Consider the following 24,524-nt stretch of genomic DNA (forward strand, 5'->3'; position numbering starts at 1 on the left):
AGCTTTAAGCTTTTTTGTTGAGTATTTTGATCGCAATGGTGAACAATACCCCTTCAAAAATAGCTGCCATGAGCAACGCGTAGTAGGTGTTTTGCGAGATTGCTTGCGCTTTTAAACCCACTGCTGCGGTGGTTACTAAAAAAGTTAAAGGCATAGAAGCCCCTAAAGCGAATGAAAATAAATGCTTAGCTTCTTTAAAGTATTTGCGCCACAATAAGGTTGAAGTGATCAAGTGCAAACTCAACATCGCTATGACAATCAATATCCCTTGGAGGATCAAATGCGGGTTTAAAAACACTAATTTTAAGTCTAAAGTAGAGCCTACATGGATGAAAAATAAAGGCACAAAAAACCCAAAACCCACATCATTGAGCTTGTGGATCAATTCTGATTTGTGAGGGAAAAAAGTAGAAACGACTAACCCCGCCAAAAACGCCCCCAAAACCATTTCTATTTTGAGCCACACCACGATCGCAACCAAGGAAAAAAAGAGCATGAGCGAAAAACGCACATCTTGATTAAACTGACTGCTTTTAGGCATCACAAAAAGCTTTAAATGCGGGAACCACCAAAACAAAGTCTTAAAGATTTGAAACGCCACGATGATTAAGATTAAAAAAACAATGAGAATGCCTAAATCTTTAATCAAATCCATGCCCAAACCATGCGAATACACCCCATCCACGACCACCAAACCAAAAATGCTTAACAATTCCCCAATAACGCCCACTTTCAAAACCAAATCAAGCCACAAAATCTCTTTACGATAATCTTTGACTAAAGTCATAATCATACCCAAACTGATAATAGGGAAAATCACCATGAAAATAGGCTCTAAATTAAGGCTAAAAGTAAGAATGAACGAAAGCGTGTATAAAATCAACAGATAAGCAAAAATGCGTTTTAAAAGAGAAACCCCTAATTTTTTAAACAAATAAATCTCCACTTCCAAACCGCATAAAAACATTAAAAATAAAAAGCCAATTTCGGACATGATTTCAAAGCCTTTAGTTGGCTCAATAAAACCCACATACGCCCCAACAGACCCAAATAAAATCTCCACGACCGTGATAGGCAAACGAGAGATTCTAGACATATAGGGAGCTATTACGATTAAAAGCATAATGAGCGCGAAAGTGAAAAATTCTGCATGCATGTCTTAATTTTACCTTATTTATTGGTTAAGTTTTCAAAGCGATAGGGTTTTTCTCTTTATAAGTGGTGAAAACCCCTTTTTTGATTTCGTAATAAGTTACCCCTAACGCTACTAAAAACGCTAAAAATTGCACGATAGGGTAAGTTACCCAAACGCCATTAATCCCATAGAAATGACTTAGTATGGGCAGTAAAATAACCATAAACCCCAGCGTGTGTGAAAGGGTGATGATAAACGAACTTTTGGTGCGTTGGATGGATTGGAAAAACACCGCGCACAACAAATTCATGCCTAAAAAAACATAGCCCACATAATAAATATTCATCGCCCTTTTAGTCTCTTGCATAAAAAGGGGGTCTTGTTCGCTTGGCTGTAAATAAAGCTTGATTAAAAATTCATCTAAAAAATAATAAGCGCCATAGAAAACAATCCCCACACAAAACGCTGCTTTCAAACCAAAAACAAACACCTCTTTCACGCGCTCTAAATTTCTAGCCCCATAGCTAAAGCTCGCAATCGGTTGGATGCCTTGAGAAATCGCAAATAAAGTCGTAAAAAAGATAATCGCATTATACATAACAATCCCATACATGCTCACAAACCTTTCCCCAGCCGTGTGCATGATAGCGGTATTAAACAACAAAATCATAATAGAAGCGCTAAATTCTGCCGTGCTTTGAGGCACGCCGCTTTTAGCTGAAGAAATGACTGAATACAAAGAAAATCGTTTGATGAAATACAATTGCCCTTTTTTGCACCAAAAATGCTGCATTAAGACTAAAACCCCTATCGCATGCCCTATCACGGTGGCTATCGCGCTGCCTTGAACCCCCACTTCCAAAACAAAAATAAACCAATAGTTGAAAAAGATATTCGCTAACGAGCCAATCAGCATCGCTACCATCGCTAAAATGGGGCGTTTGTCATTCACCACAAAAACATCCGCTAAAGGGTGGAGGACCATAAAAACCGCGCCCATTAAAATGATTTCAATGTAGCGTTTGGACATGCTCAATAAAGCGTCATTGCTCCCAAAAAAACGCGCGATAGTTTCGCTAAAAGGCAATAACGCCATGCTCAAAATAAGGGCGCTTAGAGCGACAAAATAAAACACGCTGCTAAACACAAGCCTAGCCCTATGGGTTTTATTTTGACCCAAAAAATACCCCACAATACTCGCTGCCCCAAAACCAAAAAGCAATTCATACGCAATAAGCCCTGGAAAAATAGGCCATGCGATATTGACCGCAGCGATAGCTTCTTTACCCAGTTTCTTGCCCACAAACATGCCATCTATCATAGAGTAAGTGGAAAGTGAGATCATAGAAAAAGCTAAAGGGATAAAATAATAAAAAAAGAGCTTTCTTATCGAATCTTTATGCAAATCAATCTTTTTTTTGAGCATTTAAACCACACCGCTTAAAATTTATGACAAATTTTTCTATTTTAACATAAAAAGAGAGACAATCTATCCGTTAGCGCGGTTGGATTCAAGCCGTATCATTAAATTTTAAAAATGGTTTTTAACGCAAAAGGGATTTTCCTTTATTGGGCTAATCCTTTTAACGCTCTTTATGTTTTTTTAAACTTTATCGTAATGAATCTAAGCCAAAACAGCGCCAACAAACCTAAAGCCCCACCCACAAAGCCAATATATTCTAGCCCTAATTGGTGGATCACAATACTGCCAAACAGCGCTCCTGATCCAATCCCCACATTATAGCTCCCCGAAAAAATCGCGCTCGCGACATCCGTGGCATCTGGGGCGAGCTGTAACACCCTCATTTGCAACGCAATAGTGAGTGAAGTGATCCCTATTCCCCATAAGAAAATCTGCAAAAAGATCACCCACTCCAAGTTTTTAAATATAAAAAGCAAGAGTTGCGGGCAAATGACTAAAACCATTGCAAAAGCGATAAATTTTCTTGAATTTTTCGCATACAAACGGCCGAATAAAAAACTCCCTGCCATGCCTGCTAACCCAAACACAAACAGCATTAGCGTCGTAATGTCAGGAGAAAATTGGCTGATTTGAATGATAAAAGGCTCAATATAACTATAAGTGGTGAAATGCCCAGAAATAACCATGATCACAAGCAAATAAATCCCCACTAAAAGCGGGCGTTTCATTAATATGGGGACACTTGCGAGCGTGCCGGCGTTTCTACTCGGTAAATGCGGGAGCAATTTCCACATAAGCAGCATTATAAGAGTCGCAACGCCCCCGATCACGCCAAAAGTGGATCGCCAATCCAGGATTTGTCCAATGATCCTCCCAAGCGGCAAACCTAAAATCATCGCTAACGAACTCCCTAGTGCTAATAACCCTAAAGCTTGTTGTTTTTTATTTCTTGGCGCGACACGAATGACTAAAGAAGCCGTGATGGACCAAAAAATAGAGTGGGCAAAAGCGATACCCATACGAGAAAGGAGTAGCACCCAAAAATTCCATGCTAGCGCTGAAAGGATATGGCTAGCAATAAAAAGGGCGAAAAGAAAAAGCAATAAGCGTTTCCTTTCAATCTTAGCGCTAAGCAGCATCAAAGGCAATGAGCCAAGAGACACCACCCATGCATAAGCAGTGATCATAAGCCCCACTGTTGCGCTCTCCATTTCAAAACTTTTCGCAATATCTGACAGAAGCGCGACAGGGACAAACTCCGTGGTGTTAAAAATAAACGCCGAAAGCGAAAACACAAAAACCCGCATTAAGGCGAATCTTTGATACGATTGTTTGGTAATCATCATTTAAATCTTAAGGGGTTAAATTTTATTCAATTTGAAAATTTGAAGTATAAGACAAAAATTTTAACCGCTTGTAAATTGGGGGGTGGTTAAAACAAATATTCCCACTCCATAGGCGCATTAATTTAATGGAGTTGTTACCATATAAAACAGAATTTAAAATCATTTCCAACTTTTAACCAATCTGTTTTTTGTAACTGCGGTCATTGTTGATTAAGCGCTAGAATTAATTGCTTTTTAATATTTTAGAATTTTAGAATAAAGGATAATTAAAATGAAAAAAACTTTTTTGATCGCTTTAGCGCTTACGGCTTCTCTTATAGGCGCTGAAAACACCAAATGGGATTATAAAAATAAAGAAAATGGCCCGCACCGCTGGGACAAATTGCACAAAGATTTTGAAGTGTGCAAAAGCGGTAAAAGCCAATCGCCCATTAACATTGAGCATTACTACCACACGCAAGATAAAGCCGATTTGCAATTCAAATACGCCGCTTCTAAACCTAAAGCGGTCTTTTTCACCCACCACACTTTAAAGGCTTCGTTTGAGCCGACTAACCACATCAATTATAGAGGGCATGATTATGTGCTGGATAATGTGCATTTCCACGCCCCTATGGAGTTTTTAATCAATAATAAAACCAGGCCTTTGAGCGCACATTTCGTGCATAAAGACGCTAAAGGGCGTTTGTTAGTGTTAGCGATAGGTTTTGAAGAAGGGAAAGAAAACCCCAATCTTGATCCTATTTTAGAAGGCATTCAAAAGAAACAGAATCTTAAAGAGGTGGCATTAGACGCTTTCTTGCCTAAAACTATCAATTACTACCATTTTAACGGCTCTCTCACCGCTCCTCCTTGCACAGAGGGGGTAGCATGGTTTGTGATAGAAGAGCCTTTGGAAGTCTCTGCTAAACAATTGGCTGAAATCAAAAAACGCATGAAAAATTCGCCCAACCAACGCCCCGTCCAGCCTGACTACAACACCGTGATCATTAAAAGCTCAGCTGAGACCCGCTAAAGACCCACTAAAATAAAAACTCTCTCTTTTTAAAGAGAGGGGTATAAAAATCATTCTTCATGAAACACCGCATAAAAATTGCAACCGCTTGTATTTTGTGAAACGCTCAAACGCTAAAGACGATTGGGATTCCTACTAAGGAGTTTAAAAAAGGCTCTGTTCTAATTGGGTAATATAGAGTCTTTAAAATACCATAAATAAGCTAAAAACGATTTTATGGTGTTCTTATTTTCTTATGCCTACATCCTTTTACTATAACCATAACCCGCTTTTTCTACTTTCTTTTTCAGTATTAGCAGCTGCTTCTATTTCTTTATTAACATCAGCAAATATTTTTGAACGAACAAAAGGCTTTGAGAGGTTGAAAGGTGGGCTTGTGGGTCTAGTTTTAAATCCCTCATTTCAAGCATTTTAGCTTGAGCTTTAGAGCGTATTTTTAGATTTTCGTTTTGCCATTCTTCTGTAACATTAAAATCTCTAGGGTCTAGTTCTAAATAAGCGATAGAACTTGGTCTGTAAAAATTCACTTGTTTAGCGATAGCTTTTTGCGAATAGGGCAGAGATTCTAGCTCTTTTTGCAAATAAGCTATAAGCTCTTGCGTTTTTGATCCTCTTTGAGAGCGGGGTTGTTTAGAGCTTGGGAGGTGTTTTGGCTGGATAGGGGTTTGATTGGTTTTTGTGGGTTTAGGGGTTTTGCATTCAGCTTCTACTTCTATAGCAATACCACCCTTAATTCCTCCTTTTTTAATAAAGAATTGATTATGATTTTCTTGGCAATTTTGTTCTACGTATTTAATGAAATCTTTCTGTGTTTTAATGGTCTTTTGTTTTTCTTGTTCTAGTTCTATCCCACTATTGTTTGCTCTATCCCTAGCATTTTCAGCTTCCTTTTGAGTTTCAGCCACTTCCTTTTTGGATTGATCATCAGCAAAACACACATTCATAAGCATGGCTGTTATCGTTGTTACACCTATTGCTGAATTAAACCATGAGTTAGGATGCGTTTTTAAATAATCATCCGCAGTCTTAACATTCCCGCATATCCAATTGCTTTTTTTAATTTGTTTTTTTATCGAGTCTTTTATCGCTTCCCAAAAAGCAATCCCCATTATAGACATTCCCACATTCTTAAAAACTTTCTTTTCTTTTGCCGTTTTTCCTGATTTCATCATCATTGTTGCAAGCATTACTAAAACCCTTATAATAGGCATTTAAATCCTTTCAAAAAAACAATCTCACTTTTCAAAATCTTATTATTGTAGTGTATATAGCCATATTTAATCGCTATTAAACGATTGGTTTGAAAAATTGTAAGGGCCAATCCAATCAGATTTTTCTAATCCATTCCAACAAAACTTGATACAAGTTTCCCTTATACCTTAAACTCACACCCTTTTAAATGGAATAATAGGCAATAACTCGCTAGCTAAACATTCACTCTCTGCTTGAGTGTAAGCCTTTCATTCCTTTTGACCTACCAAATACTAGCATTTCTCTCAATCAAGCCTTGAGAAATTCAATTACACCCTTGTTTAACATCGCAAGCAGTAACTTAAAGCTCTTTTTTAGAGATTGAGTTAGATTGATCCTTATCCTTAATTCAAGTGCATGCGCATTCATCTTTGTTATCTTTGAATAAAATCAAGCGTTCTTAATGTAATGCAGAGCGATTTTGAGCGCGTTGGTGGCTGCCCCCACTCTTAATTGATCCGCCACGCAAAAGCCATGCAAAGTTTTCTTATCAAACAAATCCTTCCTCAAGCGCCCTATAAAAGTGGTATCCGTGTGGCTCGCTTTTAAGGGCGTGGGATAAAGATTATGGCTAGGATCATCGCAAACAACCACGCTAGGGGCGTTTTTTAAAACTTCATAGACTTCTTTGAGATCGAATTCTTTTTCAAAAGCGATACTCAAACTCTCGCTATGGCTCCTCAATACCGGCACGCGCACGCAAGTCGCGCTGATAGGGAAATCCACGCCCATGATTTTATGGGTTTCATGCACCATTTTTAGCTCTTCTTTCGTGTAGCCATTCTCCTTAAAAGTATCAATATGAGCGATCGCATTGAAAGCGATCGGATAAGCGAAAGCCCCGGCTCGCAAAACCTGGTTTAAATCAATAGCAGGGTCTTTTTCCAAACATTCTAAAGCGGTTTTTAACTCATTTTTTAAACTCTCTATGCCCTTATTCCCTGCCCCACTCACGGCTTGATAGGTGCTAACAATCACGCTTTTAATCTTAAAATGAAGGTGTAAGGGGTTTAAAATCTGCGTCATTTGAATGGTAGAGCAATTAGGGTTAGCGATGATATTTAAAGGAGCGTTAAAAATTTCTTTAGCGTTGATTTCAGGCACGACTAAAGGCACTTTTTTATCCAATCTAAAAAAGCTCGTGTTATCAACCACTAAGGCCGTTTTTGAAGCGCTTGTAGCAAATTCTTCGCTCACGCTCCCCCCAGCGCTAAAAAAGGCGATGTCTATTTTTTCTTTTTCAAAAACTTCATGCGTGGTTTCTAAAATTTCATAGTCTTTATTGAAAGCTCTGATCTTTTTACCAGCGCTCCTAGCGCTAGCGAGCGGGACAAATTTTTTAATTGGGAAAGAAGAATTTTCTAAACCTTTAATCAGCTCTTGGCCTACCGCCCCACTAGCCCCGACAATAGCGACATTATAAGTCTTCATCGTTTTCTCCAATGATTTCAAGGGCTTTTAAAAAACTCAAGCAATTCAACTGCATGCCTGAATGCATGTTTTTCAAGCTTAAAGTTTCGCTTTTAAATTCTTCTTCGCCAATGACAGCCACAAACTCATGCCCCTTATGGTTAGCATAAGAAAAGGGTTTTTTGATTTTTTGAGCTTCTGGATAGACTTCGCTAAAAATCCCGCTTTGCCTTAAAGACTCCGCTAAGCGGTTGGCGTAAGAAAAATACTCTTCATGCATGCAAGCGATTAAGACTTTGGCTTGGGTGGAGCGCTCGTCTAATAATTGCATTTCACTCAAAGCCACAATCAATCGATCAATCCCAATAGAAGCCCCTACCCCTTGTAAATTTTCTTTAGAAAAATTTTTAGTCAAATGATCATAACGCCCCCCAGAACACACGCTCCCTAAAGACTTCATGTCATTAAGCGTGGTTTCATACACAATCCCTGTATAATACCCTAAGCCCCTAGCGATAGAAAAATCAATTTTATACAGGTTTTGAGAAATTTGCAAATCCCCTAGCAACTGGTATAGCCTTTCTAAATCCTGTATGCCTTTTTTTAGATTTTCATTATAGTCTTTCAAATAAGCAATTTTTTCAAAAAATTCCGCATGGCTTAAATCGTTTTGTTTGATTTGAACCATTTCTAAAAGCTCTTTAATGGTGTTTGAATTCAAATCGCACTCTTTTTTTAATTCTTCTTCAACCCCATTCAAGCCAATTTTTTCTAATTTATCCACAATGCGCAACACTTCATTCACTTGAGCAATGCCAAAATATTCGCATATCCCGTTCAAAATTTTCCTGTGGTTGATAGAGACGCAAAAATCTTCTAAATCCAAGGCTTTTAAAGAAGCGATGATCACTTGAATGATCTCAGCATCGCACACCAAGCTCTCGCTCCCTATAAAATCAAAATCGCATTGCGTAAATTCCCTATAACGCCCTTTTTGTGCCCTTTCGCCCCTAAAGACATTGCCTATGGCGTAGCGTTTAAAGGGCATGCCTAATATTTGGTGGTGCAAAGAAACAAAGCGGGCTAATGGCACGGTCAAATCAAACCTTAAAGCCACATCCCTATCCCCATGGTCTTTAAAACGATAAATTTCTTTTTGAATATCGCTGCTCGCATCAGGTAGTAGCACTTCAGCGTATTCCAAATGAGGGGTTTCAATCGGCACAAAACCAAAACTTTGAAACACGAGTGAAACTTTAGCGAGCAACTGGGCTTTTTGTATCGCATCTTTAGGCAAGCGGTCTTTAAACCCGCTCAACACTTTAGGGGTAATCATTCCATTTCCTTGTATTTGTATGCTAAAATTTTAGCTTAAAATCTTTAAAAAAGGGCTATTGATGAGCGTAAATGCGCCCAAACGCATGCGTATTTTATTGCGTTTGCCTAATTGGTTAGGCGATGGGGTGATGGCAAGCTCGCTTTTTTACACCCTTAAACACCACTACCCTAACGCGCATTTTATCTTAGTGGGCCCACAAATCACTTGCGAACTTTTCAAAAAAGATGAAAAAATAGAAGCCGTTTTTATAGACGACACCAAAAAATCCTTTTTCAGGCTGCTAGCCACTCACAAACTCGCTCAAAAAATAGGGCGTTGCGATATAGCGATCACCTTAAACAACCATTTTTATTCCGCTTTTTTGCTCTATGCGACAAAAACGCCTATTCGCATCGGTTTTGCTCAATTTTTTCGTTCTTTGTTCCTTAGCCATGCGGTAATTTCTGCCCCTAAAGACTATCATCAAGTGGAAAAGTATTGCTTTTTATTTTCGCAATTTTTAAAAAAAGAATTGGATAAAAAAAGCGTTTTGCCCTTAAAACTGGCCTTTAACCTCCCCACTCACACCCCAAACACCCCTAAAAAAATCGGCTTTAACCCTAGCGCAAGCTATGGGAGTGCGAAAAGATGGCCAGCTTCTTATTACGCTGAAGTTGCGGCTGCTTTGTTAGAAAAAGGGCATGAAATTTATTTTTTTGGGGCTAAAGAAGATACTATCGTTTCTGAAGAAATTTTAAAACTCATCAAAGGCTTGTTAAAAAACCCCTTATTATCCCACAACGCTTACAATCTGTGCGGGAAAACAAGCATTGAAGAATTGATAGAGTGCATCGCTGTTTTAGATTTATTCATCACTAACGATAGCGGCCCTATGCATGTGGCTACTAGCACACAAACCCCCCTAATCGCTCTTTTTGGCCCCACTGATGAAAAAGAGACTCGCCCCTATAAAGCTCAAAAAACGATTGTGTTGAACCACCATTTAAGCTGTTCGCCTTGCAAGAAACGAGTTTGCCCCTTAAAGAATGAAAAAAACCATTTGTGCATGCGATCTATCACGCCCCTTGAAGTCCTTCAAGCCACTCACATTCTTTTAGAAGAGGGTTAAACGCCTTTCATGGGCTTTTTTTAAAAACGCGACGATATTGATAACACTCTATATATAAAAGATTTAAAAAGTAGAATCGACAAAGCAGTTTAAAGAAAGCGTTTTGAAAACGCTTTCTTTGGAGACAAAGCCATTAGGCCACTGAGTTTTTAGGTTTTTTGGCGTCTTTTTTATCTTTGTGAGCCACTAATTGAGAGCTTAACTCAGGTTTTTTGGCGTCTTTTTTATCTTTGTGAGCCACTAATTGAGAGCTTAACTCAGGTTTTTTGGCGTCTTTTTTATCTTTGTGAGCCACGACTAATTCTGTGCTAAATTTAGGTTTTTTAGCATCTTTTTTGTCGTTTTGAGCGTATGCAGAACTCACTGCCAAAACTGATAACAAAACACCTGTCAAGATTTGCTTTTTCATACGAAAACTCCTTGTGATGATCTTAAAAGCGAGAGAATTATATTTCTCAAAAGTAAACGAATAGAAACCAATCAAATTTTTGATTGGTTTGGTGGTTTTGCTACCTTAAAAAAACTATAATACAAAAAACTTGATAAATTATCTTTGGTTTTAGAAAGTTTGACAAAAATTAAGATTACGGTTATACTGAAAAAACAATGTGAAATCAAGGAGTTTGTATGCAACAGCGTCATTTAGGCCCTTTAAAAGTGGGCGCGTTAGCTCTAGGGTGCATGGGCATGACTTATGGGTATGGGGAAGTCCATGATAAAAAGCAGATGGTTAAACTTATCCATAAGGCTTTGGAATTGGGTATTAACTTTTTTGACACTGCAGAGGCTTATGGGGAAGATAATGAAAAGCTTTTAGGCGAAGCGATCAAGCCTTTTAAAGACAAGGTTGTGGTAGCGAGCAAGTTTGGGATTTACTACGCAGATCCTAATGACAAATACGCAACCATGTTTTTAGACTCCAGTCCTAACCGCATTAAGAGCGCCATTGAAGGGAGTTTGAAACGCTTAAAAGTAGAATGCATTGACTTATACTACCAACACCGCTTGGATACTAACACGCCCATAGAAGAAGTGGCAGAAGTTATGCAAGCTCTTATTAAAGAAGGAAAAATTAAAGCTTGGGGGATGAGTGAGGCAGGGTTATCTAGCATCCAAAAAGCCCATCAAATTTGCCCTTTAAGCGCGTTGCAGAGCGAATATTCCTTGTGGTGGCGCGAACCTGAAAAAGAGATTTTAGGTTTTTTAGAAAAAGAAAAAATTGGCTTTGTCGCTTTTTCGCCTTTGGGTAAGGGGTTTTTAGGCGCGAAATTTGAAAAAAATGCCACCTTCGCTAGTGAGGATTTTAGAAGCGTTTCTCCTAGGTTTAATCAAGAAAATCTAGCCAAAAATTACGTCTTGGTGGAATTAATCCAAGATCATGCACACGCTAAAGGCGTTACACCAGCCCAACTGGCTCTCTCATGGATTTTACACACGCAAAAAATCATTGTCCCTCTCTTTGGCACCACCAAAGAATCCAGGCTCATAGAAAATATAGGGGCTTTGCAGGTTTCTTGGAGTCAAAAAGAATTGGAGATTTTCCAAAAAGAATTGACTGCAATCAAAATAGAAGGGGCCCGCTACCCTGAAAGAGTCAATGAAATGGTGAATCAATAAAAGTATTGGGTATTTATAATTGCATTGGCTCTTTTAAAAGAGGTCAGTGTGTTTTTATCCCCCTGACAAACTTTTTAAGGCGTTTTAACAAGGCTTTGTTTTAATAAAAAATTGATTATAAAAATTTGAAAAATACCAAAAAGCGTTTTTTGAGATTGAATACAAAAGAGTTTGTCGTTAGTCAAGCAAAATTTCTTGTAAGGCGGTCTATGAATTAGGGGATTTTTAAAGAGCATTGCTACAAAACACCTCCTAACCCCTTAAGAAAACGAATTCCACCATGAAATAAAATCTAAAACGATTAAACGAAGCAACCAAAACCCCATTTTTTAAAAAATTAAAAAATTTTAGTTACTCCTATTTGACAAGACATAGAGCCAAAAATCAATCTTATAGCAAAAAAGGCAATTAGAGAGATAAAAAGGGATAAAAACACTCAAAAAGCCTTTTTAAATCCAAAAGAAAAAAGTTTAATAGCGCCTACAACACCCTCTCACAAGAGAGCGTTATAATCAAATCAACCCTTACGCTTTTCTACAATTTCCTTAGCGATATTGCTAGGCACTTCGCCATAATGATCAAACTCCATAGAGTAAGTCCCACGCCCTTGAGTGGCTGATCGTAAATCCGTAGAATAACCAAACATTTCCACCAACGGCACAAAAGCGTTCACGATTTTCAAACCTAATCGGTCGTCCATAGAATTGATTTGCCCTCTTCTTCTATTCAAATCGCCAATCACATCGCCCATGTATTCTTCAGGGACTTCCACTTCCACTTTCATCATAGGCTCTAGTAAAACCGGGTTAGCCGCGCGACTCGCTTCTTTAAACGCCATAGAGCCAGCGATTTTAAACGCCATTTCTGAAGAATCCACATCATGGTAACTCCCATCATAAAGGGTAACTTTAAAATCCACCACCGGATAGCCTGCCAAAACGCCATTTTGCATCGCTTCTTGGATACCCTTATCCACCGCAGGGATATATTCTTTAGGGATCACGCCCCCAGAAATTTCATTCACAAATTCATACCCACTGCCAGGCTCTTTAGGCTCAAGCTTGATAAACACATGCCCGTATTGCCCACGACCACCGCTTTGCTTAGCGTATTTATGCTCTTTGCTCACGCTTGAGCGGATAGTCTCTCTAAAGGCGACTTGCGGCTGACCGATTTCAGCTTCCACCTTAAATTCTCTCTTCAATCTATCCACGATGATTTCTAGGTGCAATTCACCCATACCGCCAATGAGGGTTTGCCCGGTTTCTTCTTGAGTCATCACCCTAAAGCTTGGATCTTCTTCAGCGAGCTTGCCTAACGCTACGCCCATTTTTTCCTGGTCTGCTTTCGTTTTAGGCTCCACAGCGATGTGAATGACCGGCTCAGGAAATTCCATCCTCTCTAAAACAACCGCATTTTTCTCATCGCAAAGCGTGTCCCCAGTTAGCGTGTCTTTCAGGCCCACAAACGCACAAATCTCACCCGCATAAACTTCTTTAATGTCTTCCCTCTTGTTGGAGTGCATTTTAAGCAGTCTTCCCACACGCTCTTTTTTGTCTTTGGTGGAGTTATACACATAGCTACCGGACTCTAGCTTGCCGCGATACACGCGCACAAAAGTGAGTTGGCCCACAAAAGGATCCGTCATGATTTTAAACGCCAAACCGGCAAACTCGCCATCATCGCTGGATTTCACAAAAACTTCTTCTTCGGTTTTTGGATCAATCCCCTTAATATCCACAACCTCTGTGGGCGCTGGCAAGTAATCAATGACCGCGTCTAATAAAGTCTGCACGCCTTTATTTTTAAAAGAAGAACCACAAAGCATAGGGATAAGGCTCATGTTCAAACAACCTGTTTTAATGCCTTTTTTGATTTCTTCAACGCTTAATTCCTCACCGCCCAAATACTTTTCCATCAAGGCTTCATCTTGCTCGGCTACGGCTTCTACAAGCTTTTCTCGGTATTGTTTAGCCTTTTCTAACAAATCGCTAGGGATTTCTTCCACATCGTATTTGGCCCCCATGGTTTCATTATTCCAAACAATCGCTTTCATTTGGACTAAATCAATCACACCAATGAAAGTGTCTTCAGCCCCAATAGGGATATTAATAGGCACAGGATTGGCTTTCAAGCGTTGCTTAATCTGGTTTTCTACATTATAGAAATTCGCCCCAATCCTATCCATTTTATTGACAAAAACAATCCTAGGCACGCCGTATTTATTCGCTTGACGCCACACGGTCTCGCTTTGAGGCTGCACGCCCCCAACCGAGCAAAACACCGAAACCGCGCCATCTAGCACGCGCATGGATCGTTCCACTTCAATAGTGAAATCCACATGCCCTGGGGTGTCAATCAAATTGATTTGGTGATCCTTCCAAAAACAAGTCGTTGCTGCAGAAGTGATCGTGATCCCTCTTTCTTTTTCTTGCTCCATCCAATCCATTGTCGCCGCGCCGTCATGCACTTCGCCAATCTTATGGCTCACGCCTGTATAGAATAAAATCCTTTCAGAAGTGGTGGTTTTCCCGGCATCAATGTGAGCGGCGATACCGATATTCCTGATCCTATTTAATGGGGTTCTTCTAGCCATTCTAACTCCAATTACCAACGATAGTGCGCGAATGCTTTATTCGCTTCTGCCATTTTATGCACATCTTCTTTTTTCTTAAAAGCCGCACCTTTATCGCTAGCCGCATCCATAAGCTCGTTAGCCAATCTATCCACCATCATTCTTTCATTGCGTTTTCTGGTCGCTTCTAAAATCCAACGAATGGATAGCGACTGCTGGCGGCTCGCTCTCACTTCTACCGGCACTTGATAGGTAGCCCCACCCACTCTTCTGCTGCGCACTTCCACTAAAGGACGCACTCTTTCTAGGGCTTTTTCAAACACTTCAATCCCTTTTTCACCGCTTTTTTCTTCAATCTTATTAAAAGCTTTGTAGATGATTTTTTCCGCTACGCTTTTCTTGCCATCGAACATCATCTTATTGATAAACTTAGTAACCACTTTGTTCCCATAAACAGGATCGCCCAAAACCTCCCTAACGGGTGCTTTTCTTCTTCTCATGTTTTTATTTTCCTCTTATTTTTTCTTGTTGTCTGTTGCTTTCTTGTCGGTTGCTTTAGCTTTTTTAGTTCCGTATTTAGAGCGTGAAACCGTTCTTTTATTGACCCCTGCAGTGTCTAAAGCGCCACGAACGATGTGGTATTTCACACCGGGTAAATCCTTAACCCTACCCCCGCGCACTAACACAATGGAGTGTTCTTGCAAGTTATGCCCTTCACCAGGGATATAACTGATCACTTCAAATTTACTGGTCAAACGGACCTTAGCGACCTTTCTTAAAGCCGAGTTAGGCTTTTTGGGGGTAGTCGTATAAACCCTAGTACAAACCCCTCTTCTTTGAGGGCATTCCACTAATGCAGGTGATTTCGTTTTTTTAACCACCTTTTTCCTTTCTTTTCTAATCAACTGATTGATAGTAGGCACTATTTTTCCTTATTCTAAAAATTTAAAACTAAAAGTTCCCCCATTTTACCCTAATTTTTCTTTTAAAAATCTTAACCGATTTTTTTGTCAAAATTTAGGGCCATCTTCAAGCGTTCTTAGCACGATTTTTTTATTCTTATACATGCCTGTTCCCACAGGGATCATCCTCCCCAACACCACATTCTCTTTCAAATCCTCTAAAAAGTCTTTTTTCATGGCGATACTGGCTTCTGTTAAAACTTTAGTCGTTTCTTGGAAAGAGGCCGCTGAAATGATGCTATCACTCCCAATAGCCGCTCTGGTGATCCCTAAAAGCACCGGTTCAGCAATCGCTGGCTCGCCTTTTAAAGCGATCACACGAGCGTTTTCTTCTTTGAAGAGTTTTTTACTGACTAAATCCCCTTCAATAAACTTGCTATCCCCGCTGTCTAAAATGCGTACTTGCCTTAGCATTTGAGAGACAATGATTTCAATGTGCTTGTCGGCAATGCTTACCCCCTGCCTGCGATACACTTGCTGGACTTCGCTCACAATGTATTTATAAAGCTCTTTTTCGCCACTGATCCTTAAAATATCATGGCTTGAAATTACTCCATCCGTCATCGCCTCTCCTGCATGCACAAATTCATCGGCATGCACTAAAATTTGCTTGCCTTTATCCACAAAATAATCCATGGAACGGCCATCTTTAGAAGTTACGATGATGTGTTCTTTATTGCGAATGGGTTTGCCAAAACTCACAATCCCATCAACTTCAGAAAGGATCGCCACATCTTTAGGCTTGGGTTTTCTCGCTTCAAACAATTCTGAAACCCTTGGGAGACCTCCGGTAATGTCTTTAGATTTAACGGTCGCTTTAGGGATTTTCGCTAACACTTCAGCCTGCTCCACGCTAGAGCCATCGCTAATGGCGATAGAAGTTTTTGGCTCTAGGAAATAACGCACCTCTTCGCCATCAACCCCCTCTAAAAACAAGCTTGGTTTGTACCCGCTTGGGATGTAATCGTTCACCACTAAACTGGTGATACCGGTATTTTCGTCTTCTTTTTCAGCGACCGTAACCCCTGCGATAACATCCACAAAACTCACCTTACCTTTAAAATCCGCAATGATAGGGGTGTTGTAAGGATCCCATGTGGCAATCGTTTTGAAAGTGTTAGTCGTGGGTTTAGAAATCACGCTATTAGCGCTCACTTCACTATTATCATCAATTAAGATCTCAGAACCCCTAGCGATATAATGGCGAGCGGCTTCCCTACCATTATCATCGGCTATCACGGCAAACAAGCCTTTTTCGCTCATCATATCGCCCTTTTTGATCCCATGGGTGCGCTCCAAATGGTTAGCCTCTAAAACATAGTATTTGATTGCGCCTTTTTCTTTGGCATACACATCTTGCGCGATAGGGTCATTATCTTTAACCAGCAATTCGCTCGCATAAGGGATACGATTAGGCACATTCCAGCCCTCTTGGATAATATCAGCGATACTTCCCCCCTTATGCACCTTATGCCCGCTAGCATAAGGCAAATACACTTTCCCCTCAATCTTACCGCCAACGCCGGCTAATTCGCTCGGCTTGACAATATCGCTTCTTCTTAAAACGAACTTAGCTTCTTGCTCGCCATTTTTCACGCTCACAACGACTTCTTCATAGACCGTTTCAATGCGTAATTCCCCATCAAAAGGCACTTTAATCTTAGGCTCTACCACTAAAATAGAAGCGTTACGGCGGTTAGCGATAATGTTTTTACCCTCTTTATTCGTGTAAGTCCTAAGGTTGTAAAAACGCACAAAACCTTCTTTGCTCGCTACAATTTCGCGCTCATCCTGACTCCTGCTCGCTGTCCCGCCCACATGGAAAGTCCTTAAAGTGAGCTGCGTTCCAGGCTCCCCAATAGATTGCGCGGCTACCACGCCCACCGCTTCACCCGGATAGCTCATCTTGCCTTCGCCTAAATTCAAGCCATAGCATTTCGCGCACACGCCCTTTGGCGCTTTACAAGTTACTGGGGTGCGGATCGTAATGGATTTAATCCCGGCTTCAACCACCTTTTTAGCGCCCTCTTCATCAATCAAAGTGTCCGCATAAAGCAAGATTTCATTCGTAATAGGATCGATCACATCTTCTAATAAAACGCGCCCAAAAATACGCTCTTCTAAAGGTTCAATCAGCTCACTCCCCACCGCAATATCCGTGATTTCAATCCCTTCATGCGTGCCGCAATCATCAGACACCACCTTGACATTTTGCGAAACATCAATGAGCTTTCTTGTCAAATACCCCGCATTGGCGGTTTTTAGCGCTGTATCCGCTAAGCCCTTTCTAGCGCCATGCGTGGAGTTAAAGTATTCTAAGACATTCAACCCCTCTTTAAAGTTAGAAATAATGGGCGTTTCAATGATGCTGCCGTCCGGCTTTGTCATAAGACCCCTCATCGCTGAAAGCTGACGGATTTGCGCCGCGCTACCCCTTGCGCCGCTATCTGCCATCATATAAATAGAGTTAAAGCCCTCTTTATCTTTTGCGATAGCGCTCATCATTTCCTTACTCATTCTGTCATTGACTTCAGTCCAAGTGTCAATGATTTTATTGTAACGCTCTTGGTCAGTGAGCAACCCTTGATCGTATTGTTGCTGGATTTTTTTAACCTCTACTTTGGCTTTTTCCACCATTTTTTGCTTGTCTTTTGGCGTGATAATATCCTCCATAGAGATAGAAATACCAGCCTTAGTCGCATACCTAAAGCCAAGCGTTTTTAAATTATCCAAAAAGGTTGCAGTAATGCCGATACCGCCGACTTTATGCACATAATCCACAAGCACGCCAATATCTTTTTTCTTCATGGGTCTGTTCCACAAATCCGTAGGGATAAAATCAGGCAAAATGGACTTAATGATCATGCGCCCCGCACTCGTAGCGATAATATTCCCTTGATCTAAAACCCTAATCTTTGCGTGGATGTCTAATTCTTTCGTGTCAATAGCGGTGATGATTTCATTCACGCTAGAAAAAAGCTTATGCTCACCCTTGACCCCACTCTTTTCTAAAGAAAGATAATAAAGCCCTAAAACCATATCCTGGCTAGGAATGGCTACGGCTTTACCGCTAGCAGGCAAAAGGATATTCATAGAGCTTAACATCAGCACCTTGCATTCAGCGATCGCTTCCTGGCTTAAAGGCACATGCACCGCCATTTGGTCCCCGTCAAAATCGGCGTTGAACGCTGAACACACTAACGGGTGCAATTGGATCGCTTTGCCGTCAATCAGCTTTGGATGGAACGCTTGAATGGATTGCTTGTGCAAGGTAGGAGCGCGGTTGAGTAGCACCGGATACCCCTCTGTGATTTCTTGCAAGCACTCCCACACTTCATTGCTCTTTTGCTCAATCATGCGTTTAGCTTGTTTGAGCGTGGTGGCATAGCCTCTCTCTTCAAGTTTGGATAACAAATGCGGTTTGAAGAGCTCTAACGCCATGTTTTTAGGCAACCCGCATTCATCCATTTTGAGATTAGGCCCCACCACAATCACGCTTCTGCCTGAAAAATCCACGCGCTTACCTAAAAGGTTTTGCCTGAAACGCCCTTGCTTGCCTTTAATGATTTCACTGAGCGATTTTAAAGGGCATTTGTTAGCCCCTTTAACCGCATTGGTGCTACGGCCGTTATCAAAAAGCACATCCACGGCTTCTTGCAACATCCTTTTTTCATTGCGCACAATGATTTCTGGCGCTCCAAGCTCCATTAAGCGTTTCAAGCGTTGGTTACGATTGATAACACGACGATACAATTCATTCACATCGCTGACCGCAAACTTCCCGCCATCTAGTGCGACTAAAGGCCTTAAATCCGGTGGCAATACCGGTAAAACCGTGAGCATCATCCATTCAGGCCTGTTACCAGAATTTAAAAAGCTTTCTACCACTTTCAAACGCTTAATGAGTTTTTTCTTTTTCGCATCCGAATTGGTGTCTTTCACTTCTTCTTTCAAACTCTGCAATAAGGTGATCAAATCAATTTCTTCTAACAAATCCTTGATCGCTTCGCCGCCCATTTGCGCCACAAAGCCCCTGTCTTCGTATCTTCGTGAGATATTTTGATACTGCTCTTCATTCAAAATATCGTATTTCATCACAAGCTTAGTGCCTTCATTGTCATAAGCGGCTTCACCTGGCTCTTTGACGATATAAGCTTCATAATACAACACGCGCTCTAAATCTTTCATCTTAACGCCCAAAAGCGTGCCGATACGGCTAGGCAAGGAATTGACATACCAGATGTGCGCTACAGGAGTGGCCAATTCAATATGCCCCATTCTAAAACGCCTGACTTTGGAGTGCGTGATCGCCACGCCGCATTTTTCGCATGTGCCAATATCTTTGAAGCGAGGCTTTTTGTATTTACCGCACAAGCATTCATAATCTTTAGTAGGGCCAAAGATTTTCATGCAAAACAAGCCGTCCCGTTCAGGTTTTAGGGTGCGATAATTGATCGTTTCTGGCTTTTTAACTTCCCCATAACTCCAAGAATGGATTTTTTCAGGGCTGGCTAAAGTGAGCTGGAAAGAGCTAAAGTCTTTAGGCCTGTCATCTTCTTTGATCATAATGGGTTTAGGCGCTCCGTCCTCATCCACATCGTTCCCAAAAATATTAATATCCAAAGCGAGCGATTGCAATTCTTTAGTCAAAACATAGAAAGTCTCAGGGATTTCGCTCTCGCCCACTTGCTCACCTTTAGCGATAGCCCTATAAGCGTTCTCTCTGCCTCTAATATCATCGGATTTAATGGTAAGCATTTCTTTGAGAGTGTGCGCTGCACCATAAGCTTCTAGCGCCCACACTTCCATTTCCCCAAACCTTTGACCCCCAAAGAGCGCTTTACCCCCAACAGGCTGGTGCGTTACCAAGCTATAAGGGCCTGTGCTTCTGGCATGGACTTTTTCATCCACTAAGTGGTGGAGTTTGATCATATACATATAGCCCACATTCACGCGTTCCCTCATTTTTTCGCCTGTGCGCCCGTCATACAGATCCATTTTGCCATCCATAGCGATCTTGGCTAACTCAAATAGCTTGTAAAATTTTTCTTGCGAGATGCCTTCAAACACAGGGATAGCCATCTTAACGCCCTTGCTCCAATCTTTGGCGTATTCCAAAAGCTCTTCATCAGAACAATTTTCAAGGACATGGATTGTCAAGGGGTCTTTTTCATTAATGGCGTTAGCGATTTCTAGCATTTTAGAGCGTAATTCTTTGGCAAAATCTTTGGTTTTATCCTCTAGCATGCGAGCGATTTGTTTCCCAAACTCTTTCCCTACTAAGCCTAAATGCATTTCTAAAATCTGCCCAATATTCATGCGGCTTGGCACGCCCAAAGGGTTTAAGACAATATCCACAGGCTCGCCATCAGCGGTATAAGGCATATCCGCAACCGGCACGATATTAGACACAATCCCTTTATTCCCATGCCTTCCTGCCATTTTATCGCCCACTTTAAGCTTTCGTTTTGTAGCGATATAGAGCTTGACTTTTTTGATCACGCCATTAGGCAAAATATCATCTTTTTCTAAAATAGAGAGCTTTTCTTCATGCTCTTCGCCCAAGACTTTCTTTTGCTCTAAGAAATTGTTTTTAGTGATTTCATAGTGGTTTTGCACTTCTTTAGAATACTTTTTGACTAAACTAGCCAAAGTGAAGCGGTTGATTGAAGCGATTTCTTCTTTAGGGATTTGATCGCCTTCTTTATAATCCTTGCCATTATGGCTGAAAGGCTCTTCTAAAATCGCTTGAGAAAGGAGCGAGCTAACGCGCAACAATTCTTCTCTATTGAGCATGGTCAAGCGGTCAAAATGCTCCATATCAAGCTTGGCTTTTTCTTCTTCATACGCGCTCAAAACGCGTGCGTCTTTCTCATAGCCTTTTTTAGTGAAGACTTTCACATCAATCACCGTGCCTTCCAAACTGGGGGGGCAATACAAACTCTTATTGACCACATGCCCGGCTTTATCCCCAAAAATCGCCCTTAAGAGCCTTTCTTCAGGCGTGCTTTTAATCTCGCCTTTAGGAGAAGTCTTGCCCACTAAAATCATGCCAGTGCTCACATAAGTGCCGACTTTAACGATCCCGCTTTCATCAAGATGAGCGAGCGCTTCTTCTTTCACATCAGGAATATCAGCGGTAAATTCTTCCGCGCCATGCTTAAGCTCCCTAGCATCCACTTCTTTTTCATAAATGTGGGTGGAAGTGAAAATATCGTCTTTAGTGATGCACTCACTCACCACGATGGCGTCTTCAAAGTTATAGCCATTCCAAGGCATGAACGCCACGCGTACGTTTTTCCCTAACGCTAACTCGCCTCTATCCATGCTAGGGCCATCAGCGATGATTTGCCCGGCTTCCACTTTATCGCCCACTTTAACGATAGGGACTTGATTGAAACTGGTGTTTTGGTTGGTGCGCAAGTTTTTTTGCAAAGAATACGCATCAATATAGGCCTCTTCTTTGCCTTCGCCTAAAATGTAAATATTTTTAGTATCAACTTTTTCTACAACGCCTGTGCGATTGGCTTTGATCGCTCCCCAAGAATCCCTAGCGATAATTTTTTCAATCCCTGTGCCTACAATGGGGGCGTCGCTTCTTAACAAAGGCACGGCTTGGCGCTGCATGTTAGTCCCCATTAAAGCACGGTTGGCGTCATCATGCTCTAAGAAGGGAATGAGCGATGCGGCGACCCCTACTAGCATGCTAGAGCTTAAATCCATTAAGGTAACTTTGCTTTTTTCGTTTAAAACGATCTCGCCTTCCACGCGCGTTTCAATCAAATCGCCTAAAATATTACCCTCTTCATCAATGGGGGTGCTTGCGGGAGCGATGATGTGGCTGTCTTCTTGAATAGCGGTCAAATAAATCGTCTCGCCCACCACTTTGCCATCCACAACCTTTTTATAAGGGGCTTCAATAAAGCCTAAATCATTCACTCTTGTGAAAGTGGAAAGGGTGTTGATCAGACCGATATTTTGACCTTCTGGGGTCTCAATGGGACAAATTCGGCCATAATGCGTGGGGTGCACATCTCTAGCTTCAAACCCTACCCTGTCTTTCACCAACCCCCCTTCACCGAGTGCTGAAAGGCGGCGTTTGTGCGTAACTTCACTCAAAGGGTTGGTTTGATCCATAAATTGCGAGAGCTGACCGCCCATGAAAAATTCCATGATGGTGCTTGTGATCATTTTAGAATTGACCAAGTCATGGGGCATGAGCGAATCAAAAGCCCCGCTCATGGTAGTGAGCTTGTCTTTAATGGTCTTTTGCATTTTCACTAAGCCTGAATGCAATTCATTGGCCAATAGTTCCCCTACCGCTCTGATCCTACGATTGCCTAAGTGGTCCCTATCATCAATCTTGCCCTGATTGTTTTTGATTTTCATGAGGTATTTAACGGTGGTGATAATATCTTCATGCGTTAAAGTCGTGATGTAATCAGGCACATGCAAGCCCAACTTGTGATTCATTTTCATGCGCCCTACCATGGTCAAATCATAGCGTTCAGGGTCAAAGAAAAGTTTTTTGACAAACTGCTTAGCCACTTCAGTCGTAACAGGATCGCCTGGTTTCATAACCTTATGGATACGAATCGCCGCTAGAGCGTTTTCATCATCAATTTTTTCCGTTTGCTTGAGCAATTTCAAAGACTCATAATCGGCCAAAAAAGAATGGATAATGGAAGCGTCATGCCCTAACGCTAGATCGTTGATGATCACAAATTCTTGCACGCCTAAATCGTGGATTTTTTCTAATTTGTTTTTATCTAGCTGAGTGAGCATGTCCAATAAGACTTCTTTCCCCACCATAACAGGCTCAGCTAAATGACGATTGAGTAAAATATCCATAGGGTATTCCACCCATTCCAAATGGTTTTCTTTAAGCTCTTTAATCTTTCTTGAAGTGAGCTTTTTTCCTGCTAAAAGAATAACCTTGCCTTGAGGATCTTTCAAGTCAAATTCCATTCTTTGATTGGCGTCTAATGAGGCAAATGGGATCAAATATTTATCGTTTTCATAACGCACTTTAACAAGCGGGTAGAACATTTTGATGATGTCTTGTCTTTGATAATCCATTGCCCTGAATAAAATAGTAACAGGCACTTTACGGCGTTTGTTGATACGAGCATATAAAACATCTTTAGAATCGTATTCAAAATACAGCCACGAACCCCTATCAGGGATGATTTGCCCTGTGTAAATGAGCTTGTTTAAAGAAGTGCTGGATTCTTCTTCTTTGAAAATCACACCGGGGCTTCTGTGGAGTTGATTGACCACCACGCGCTCCACCCCATTGATAATAAATGAAGTGCGTTCTGTCATCAAAGGGATCTCACGAATGAAAATGCTTTGTTCTTTAATATCCTTGATGCCGTTCTTTTCGCCACTCTTGGTGTCTTTTTCCCACAAGATCAAGCGCACTTTAATTTTAAGCGGAATAGAGTAGGTAATGCCCCTCTCCATCGCTTCTCTAACGGTGTATTTAGACTTGCCAAATTCGCAACCCGCGTATTCTAAAGTGATGCGGTTATGCTCATCTTGGATAGGGAAAATGGATTTAAAAACCTTTTCAATCCCGCTCTCTTTACCCTCTTTGGAATACAAGAAAGAATCATAGCTGTCTCGTTGCAATAATAATAAATTAGGGACTTCTAAATCTGTTGGGGTTTTTGTAAAATCAGCTCTCAAGCGGTTTTTTAGGGGAATTTTTTTTGACATATTTCAAGCCTTTAATCAAAAATTTTGAGTTATTTAATGCATTAATTCAAGTAAGCATTGCAAAAGGATCTTTAAACTTTAGAACCATCCATGATAAAAATACCAAAAACCCACCTGCAATACTAACCATTTTAGGCCACACGCTCACAAACAAAATCATGGAGCAAGATCATCTGCCACGCTAGAGCAGAGAAAGGCGCAAAGGCCTTTCTGTCTTTAAGTCTTACTTGACTTCAACCTTAGCGCCCACTTCTTCAAGTTTCTTCTTGATGGTTTCAGCTTCTTCTTTATTCACGCCCTCTTTAAGCACATGAGGGGTTTTTTCGGTAGCGTCTTTAGCTTCTTTCAGGCCAAGCCCGGTGATTTCACGAACCACTTTAATCACCTTAATTTTTTCAGCACCGCTATCGGCTAAAATCACATTAAATTCGGTTTTTTCTTCGCTCTCAGCCGCTGCACCACCGGCTACAGCCGCACCGGCTACGACCGTTGGAGTCGCGCTCACGCCAAATTTTTCCTCAAACATTTTAACCAATTCAGAAAGCTCTAAAACGCTCAATGAACCAATATACTCTAACACTTCTTCTTTTGAAATTGCCATAATCCAATCCTTCAAATTTTT

Annotated in this window: 14 protein-coding genes and 1 pseudogene; 3 read left to right on the top strand and 12 right to left on the bottom strand. The window is 40.9% G+C overall.

Annotated features, from left to right (window positions below; translation table 11 throughout):
* Positions 1–4 precede the first annotated feature (4 nt).
* The 3 genes from HG567_RS05630 to HG567_RS05640 form a co-directional block, all read right to left on the bottom strand.
* Positions 5–1,156: a cation:proton antiporter gene (locus tag HG567_RS05630; protein WP_000542826.1), complete on the bottom strand. Its 1,152-nt coding sequence runs from the start codon at positions 1,154–1,156 to the stop codon at positions 5–7.
* Between the two features lie 25 nt (positions 1,157–1,181).
* Positions 1,182–2,561 carry an HP1184 family multidrug efflux MATE transporter gene (locus HG567_RS05635; RefSeq protein ID WP_202163730.1) on the bottom strand — a complete coding sequence of 460 codons (1,380 nt, stop codon included), beginning with the start codon at positions 2,559–2,561 and terminating at the stop codon, positions 1,182–1,184.
* A 167-nt stretch (positions 2,562–2,728) separates the two neighbouring features.
* Positions 2,729–3,904, bottom strand: coding sequence for a sugar transporter (locus HG567_RS05640; protein ID WP_202139475.1), 1,176 nt, complete (start codon positions 3,902–3,904; stop codon positions 2,729–2,731).
* A 271-nt stretch (positions 3,905–4,175) separates the two neighbouring features.
* On the opposite strand from HG567_RS05640, the gene HG567_RS05645 reads away from it, so the two are divergent.
* Positions 4,176–4,919 carry a carbonic anhydrase gene (locus tag HG567_RS05645; RefSeq protein WP_202139476.1) on the top strand — a complete coding sequence of 248 codons (744 nt, stop codon included), beginning with the start codon at positions 4,176–4,178 and terminating at the stop codon, positions 4,917–4,919.
* Between the two features lie 239 nt (positions 4,920–5,158).
* Here the strand turns inward: HG567_RS05645 and HG567_RS05650 are convergent.
* From HG567_RS05650 to hisS, 3 genes and pseudogenes are all read right to left on the bottom strand, one after another.
* Positions 5,159–6,130, bottom strand: a pseudogene (locus HG567_RS05650) (DUF874 family protein).
* Positions 6,131–6,560: 430 nt separating this feature from the next.
* The gene (gene asd / locus HG567_RS05655) at positions 6,561–7,601 is read right to left on the bottom strand and encodes an aspartate-semialdehyde dehydrogenase (protein ID WP_202139477.1); all 1,041 of its coding nucleotides are present in this window, start codon (positions 7,599–7,601) and stop codon (positions 6,561–6,563) included.
* Positions 7,588–8,916 carry a histidine--tRNA ligase gene (hisS, locus tag HG567_RS05660; RefSeq protein WP_202139478.1) on the bottom strand — a complete coding sequence of 443 codons (1,329 nt, stop codon included), beginning with the start codon at positions 8,914–8,916 and terminating at the stop codon, positions 7,588–7,590. The genes asd and hisS overlap by 14 nt, the downstream gene beginning before the upstream one ends.
* A 61-nt stretch (positions 8,917–8,977) precedes the next feature.
* On the opposite strand from hisS, the gene waaF reads away from it, so the two are divergent.
* Positions 8,978–10,027, top strand: a complete 1,050-nt coding sequence (gene waaF / locus HG567_RS05665) for a lipopolysaccharide heptosyltransferase II (protein ID WP_202139479.1) — start codon at positions 8,978–8,980, stop codon at positions 10,025–10,027.
* Positions 10,028–10,160: 133 nt separating this feature from the next.
* Here waaF and HG567_RS05670 read toward each other — a convergent pair whose 3' ends face one another.
* The gene (locus HG567_RS05670) at positions 10,161–10,436 is read right to left on the bottom strand and encodes a hypothetical protein (RefSeq protein ID WP_000744192.1); all 276 of its coding nucleotides are present in this window, start codon (positions 10,434–10,436) and stop codon (positions 10,161–10,163) included.
* Positions 10,437–10,654: 218 nt separating this feature from the next.
* Between HG567_RS05670 and HG567_RS05675 the strand changes: the two genes are divergently transcribed.
* Positions 10,655–11,644, top strand: a complete 990-nt coding sequence (locus HG567_RS05675) for an aldo/keto reductase (RefSeq protein WP_202139480.1) — start codon at positions 10,655–10,657, stop codon at positions 11,642–11,644.
* Positions 11,645–12,161: 517 nt separating this feature from the next.
* Here HG567_RS05675 and fusA read toward each other — a convergent pair.
* From fusA to rplL, 5 genes are all read right to left on the bottom strand, one after another.
* Positions 12,162–14,240 (bottom strand): elongation factor G, encoded by a 2,079-nt coding sequence (gene fusA, locus HG567_RS05680; protein ID WP_197304175.1) that lies wholly within the window; start codon positions 14,238–14,240, stop codon positions 12,162–12,164.
* Between the two features lie 11 nt (positions 14,241–14,251).
* Positions 14,252–14,719 carry a 30S ribosomal protein S7 gene (gene rpsG / locus HG567_RS05685; protein WP_001254357.1) on the bottom strand — a complete coding sequence of 156 codons (468 nt, stop codon included), beginning with the start codon at positions 14,717–14,719 and terminating at the stop codon, positions 14,252–14,254.
* Between the two features lie 15 nt (positions 14,720–14,734).
* Positions 14,735–15,142 (bottom strand): 30S ribosomal protein S12, encoded by a 408-nt coding sequence (gene rpsL, locus HG567_RS05690; RefSeq protein ID WP_001142321.1) that lies wholly within the window; start codon positions 15,140–15,142, stop codon positions 14,735–14,737.
* Between the two features lie 87 nt (positions 15,143–15,229).
* On the bottom strand, positions 15,230–23,902 hold the full coding sequence (locus tag HG567_RS05695) for a DNA-directed RNA polymerase subunit beta/beta' (RefSeq protein ID WP_202163731.1): 8,673 nt from the start codon (positions 23,900–23,902) through the stop codon (positions 15,230–15,232).
* 223 nt (positions 23,903–24,125) lie between these two features.
* A complete protein-coding gene (rplL, locus tag HG567_RS05700) occupies positions 24,126–24,503 on the bottom strand; it encodes a 50S ribosomal protein L7/L12 (RefSeq protein ID WP_001018228.1) in 378 nt (125 codons plus the stop codon).
* Positions 24,504–24,524 lie beyond the last annotated feature (21 nt).

Source organism: Helicobacter pylori (assembly GCF_016755635.1).
In the GTDB taxonomy this organism is placed as follows: Bacteria; Campylobacterota; Campylobacteria; order Campylobacterales; family Helicobacteraceae; genus Helicobacter; species Helicobacter pylori_CQ.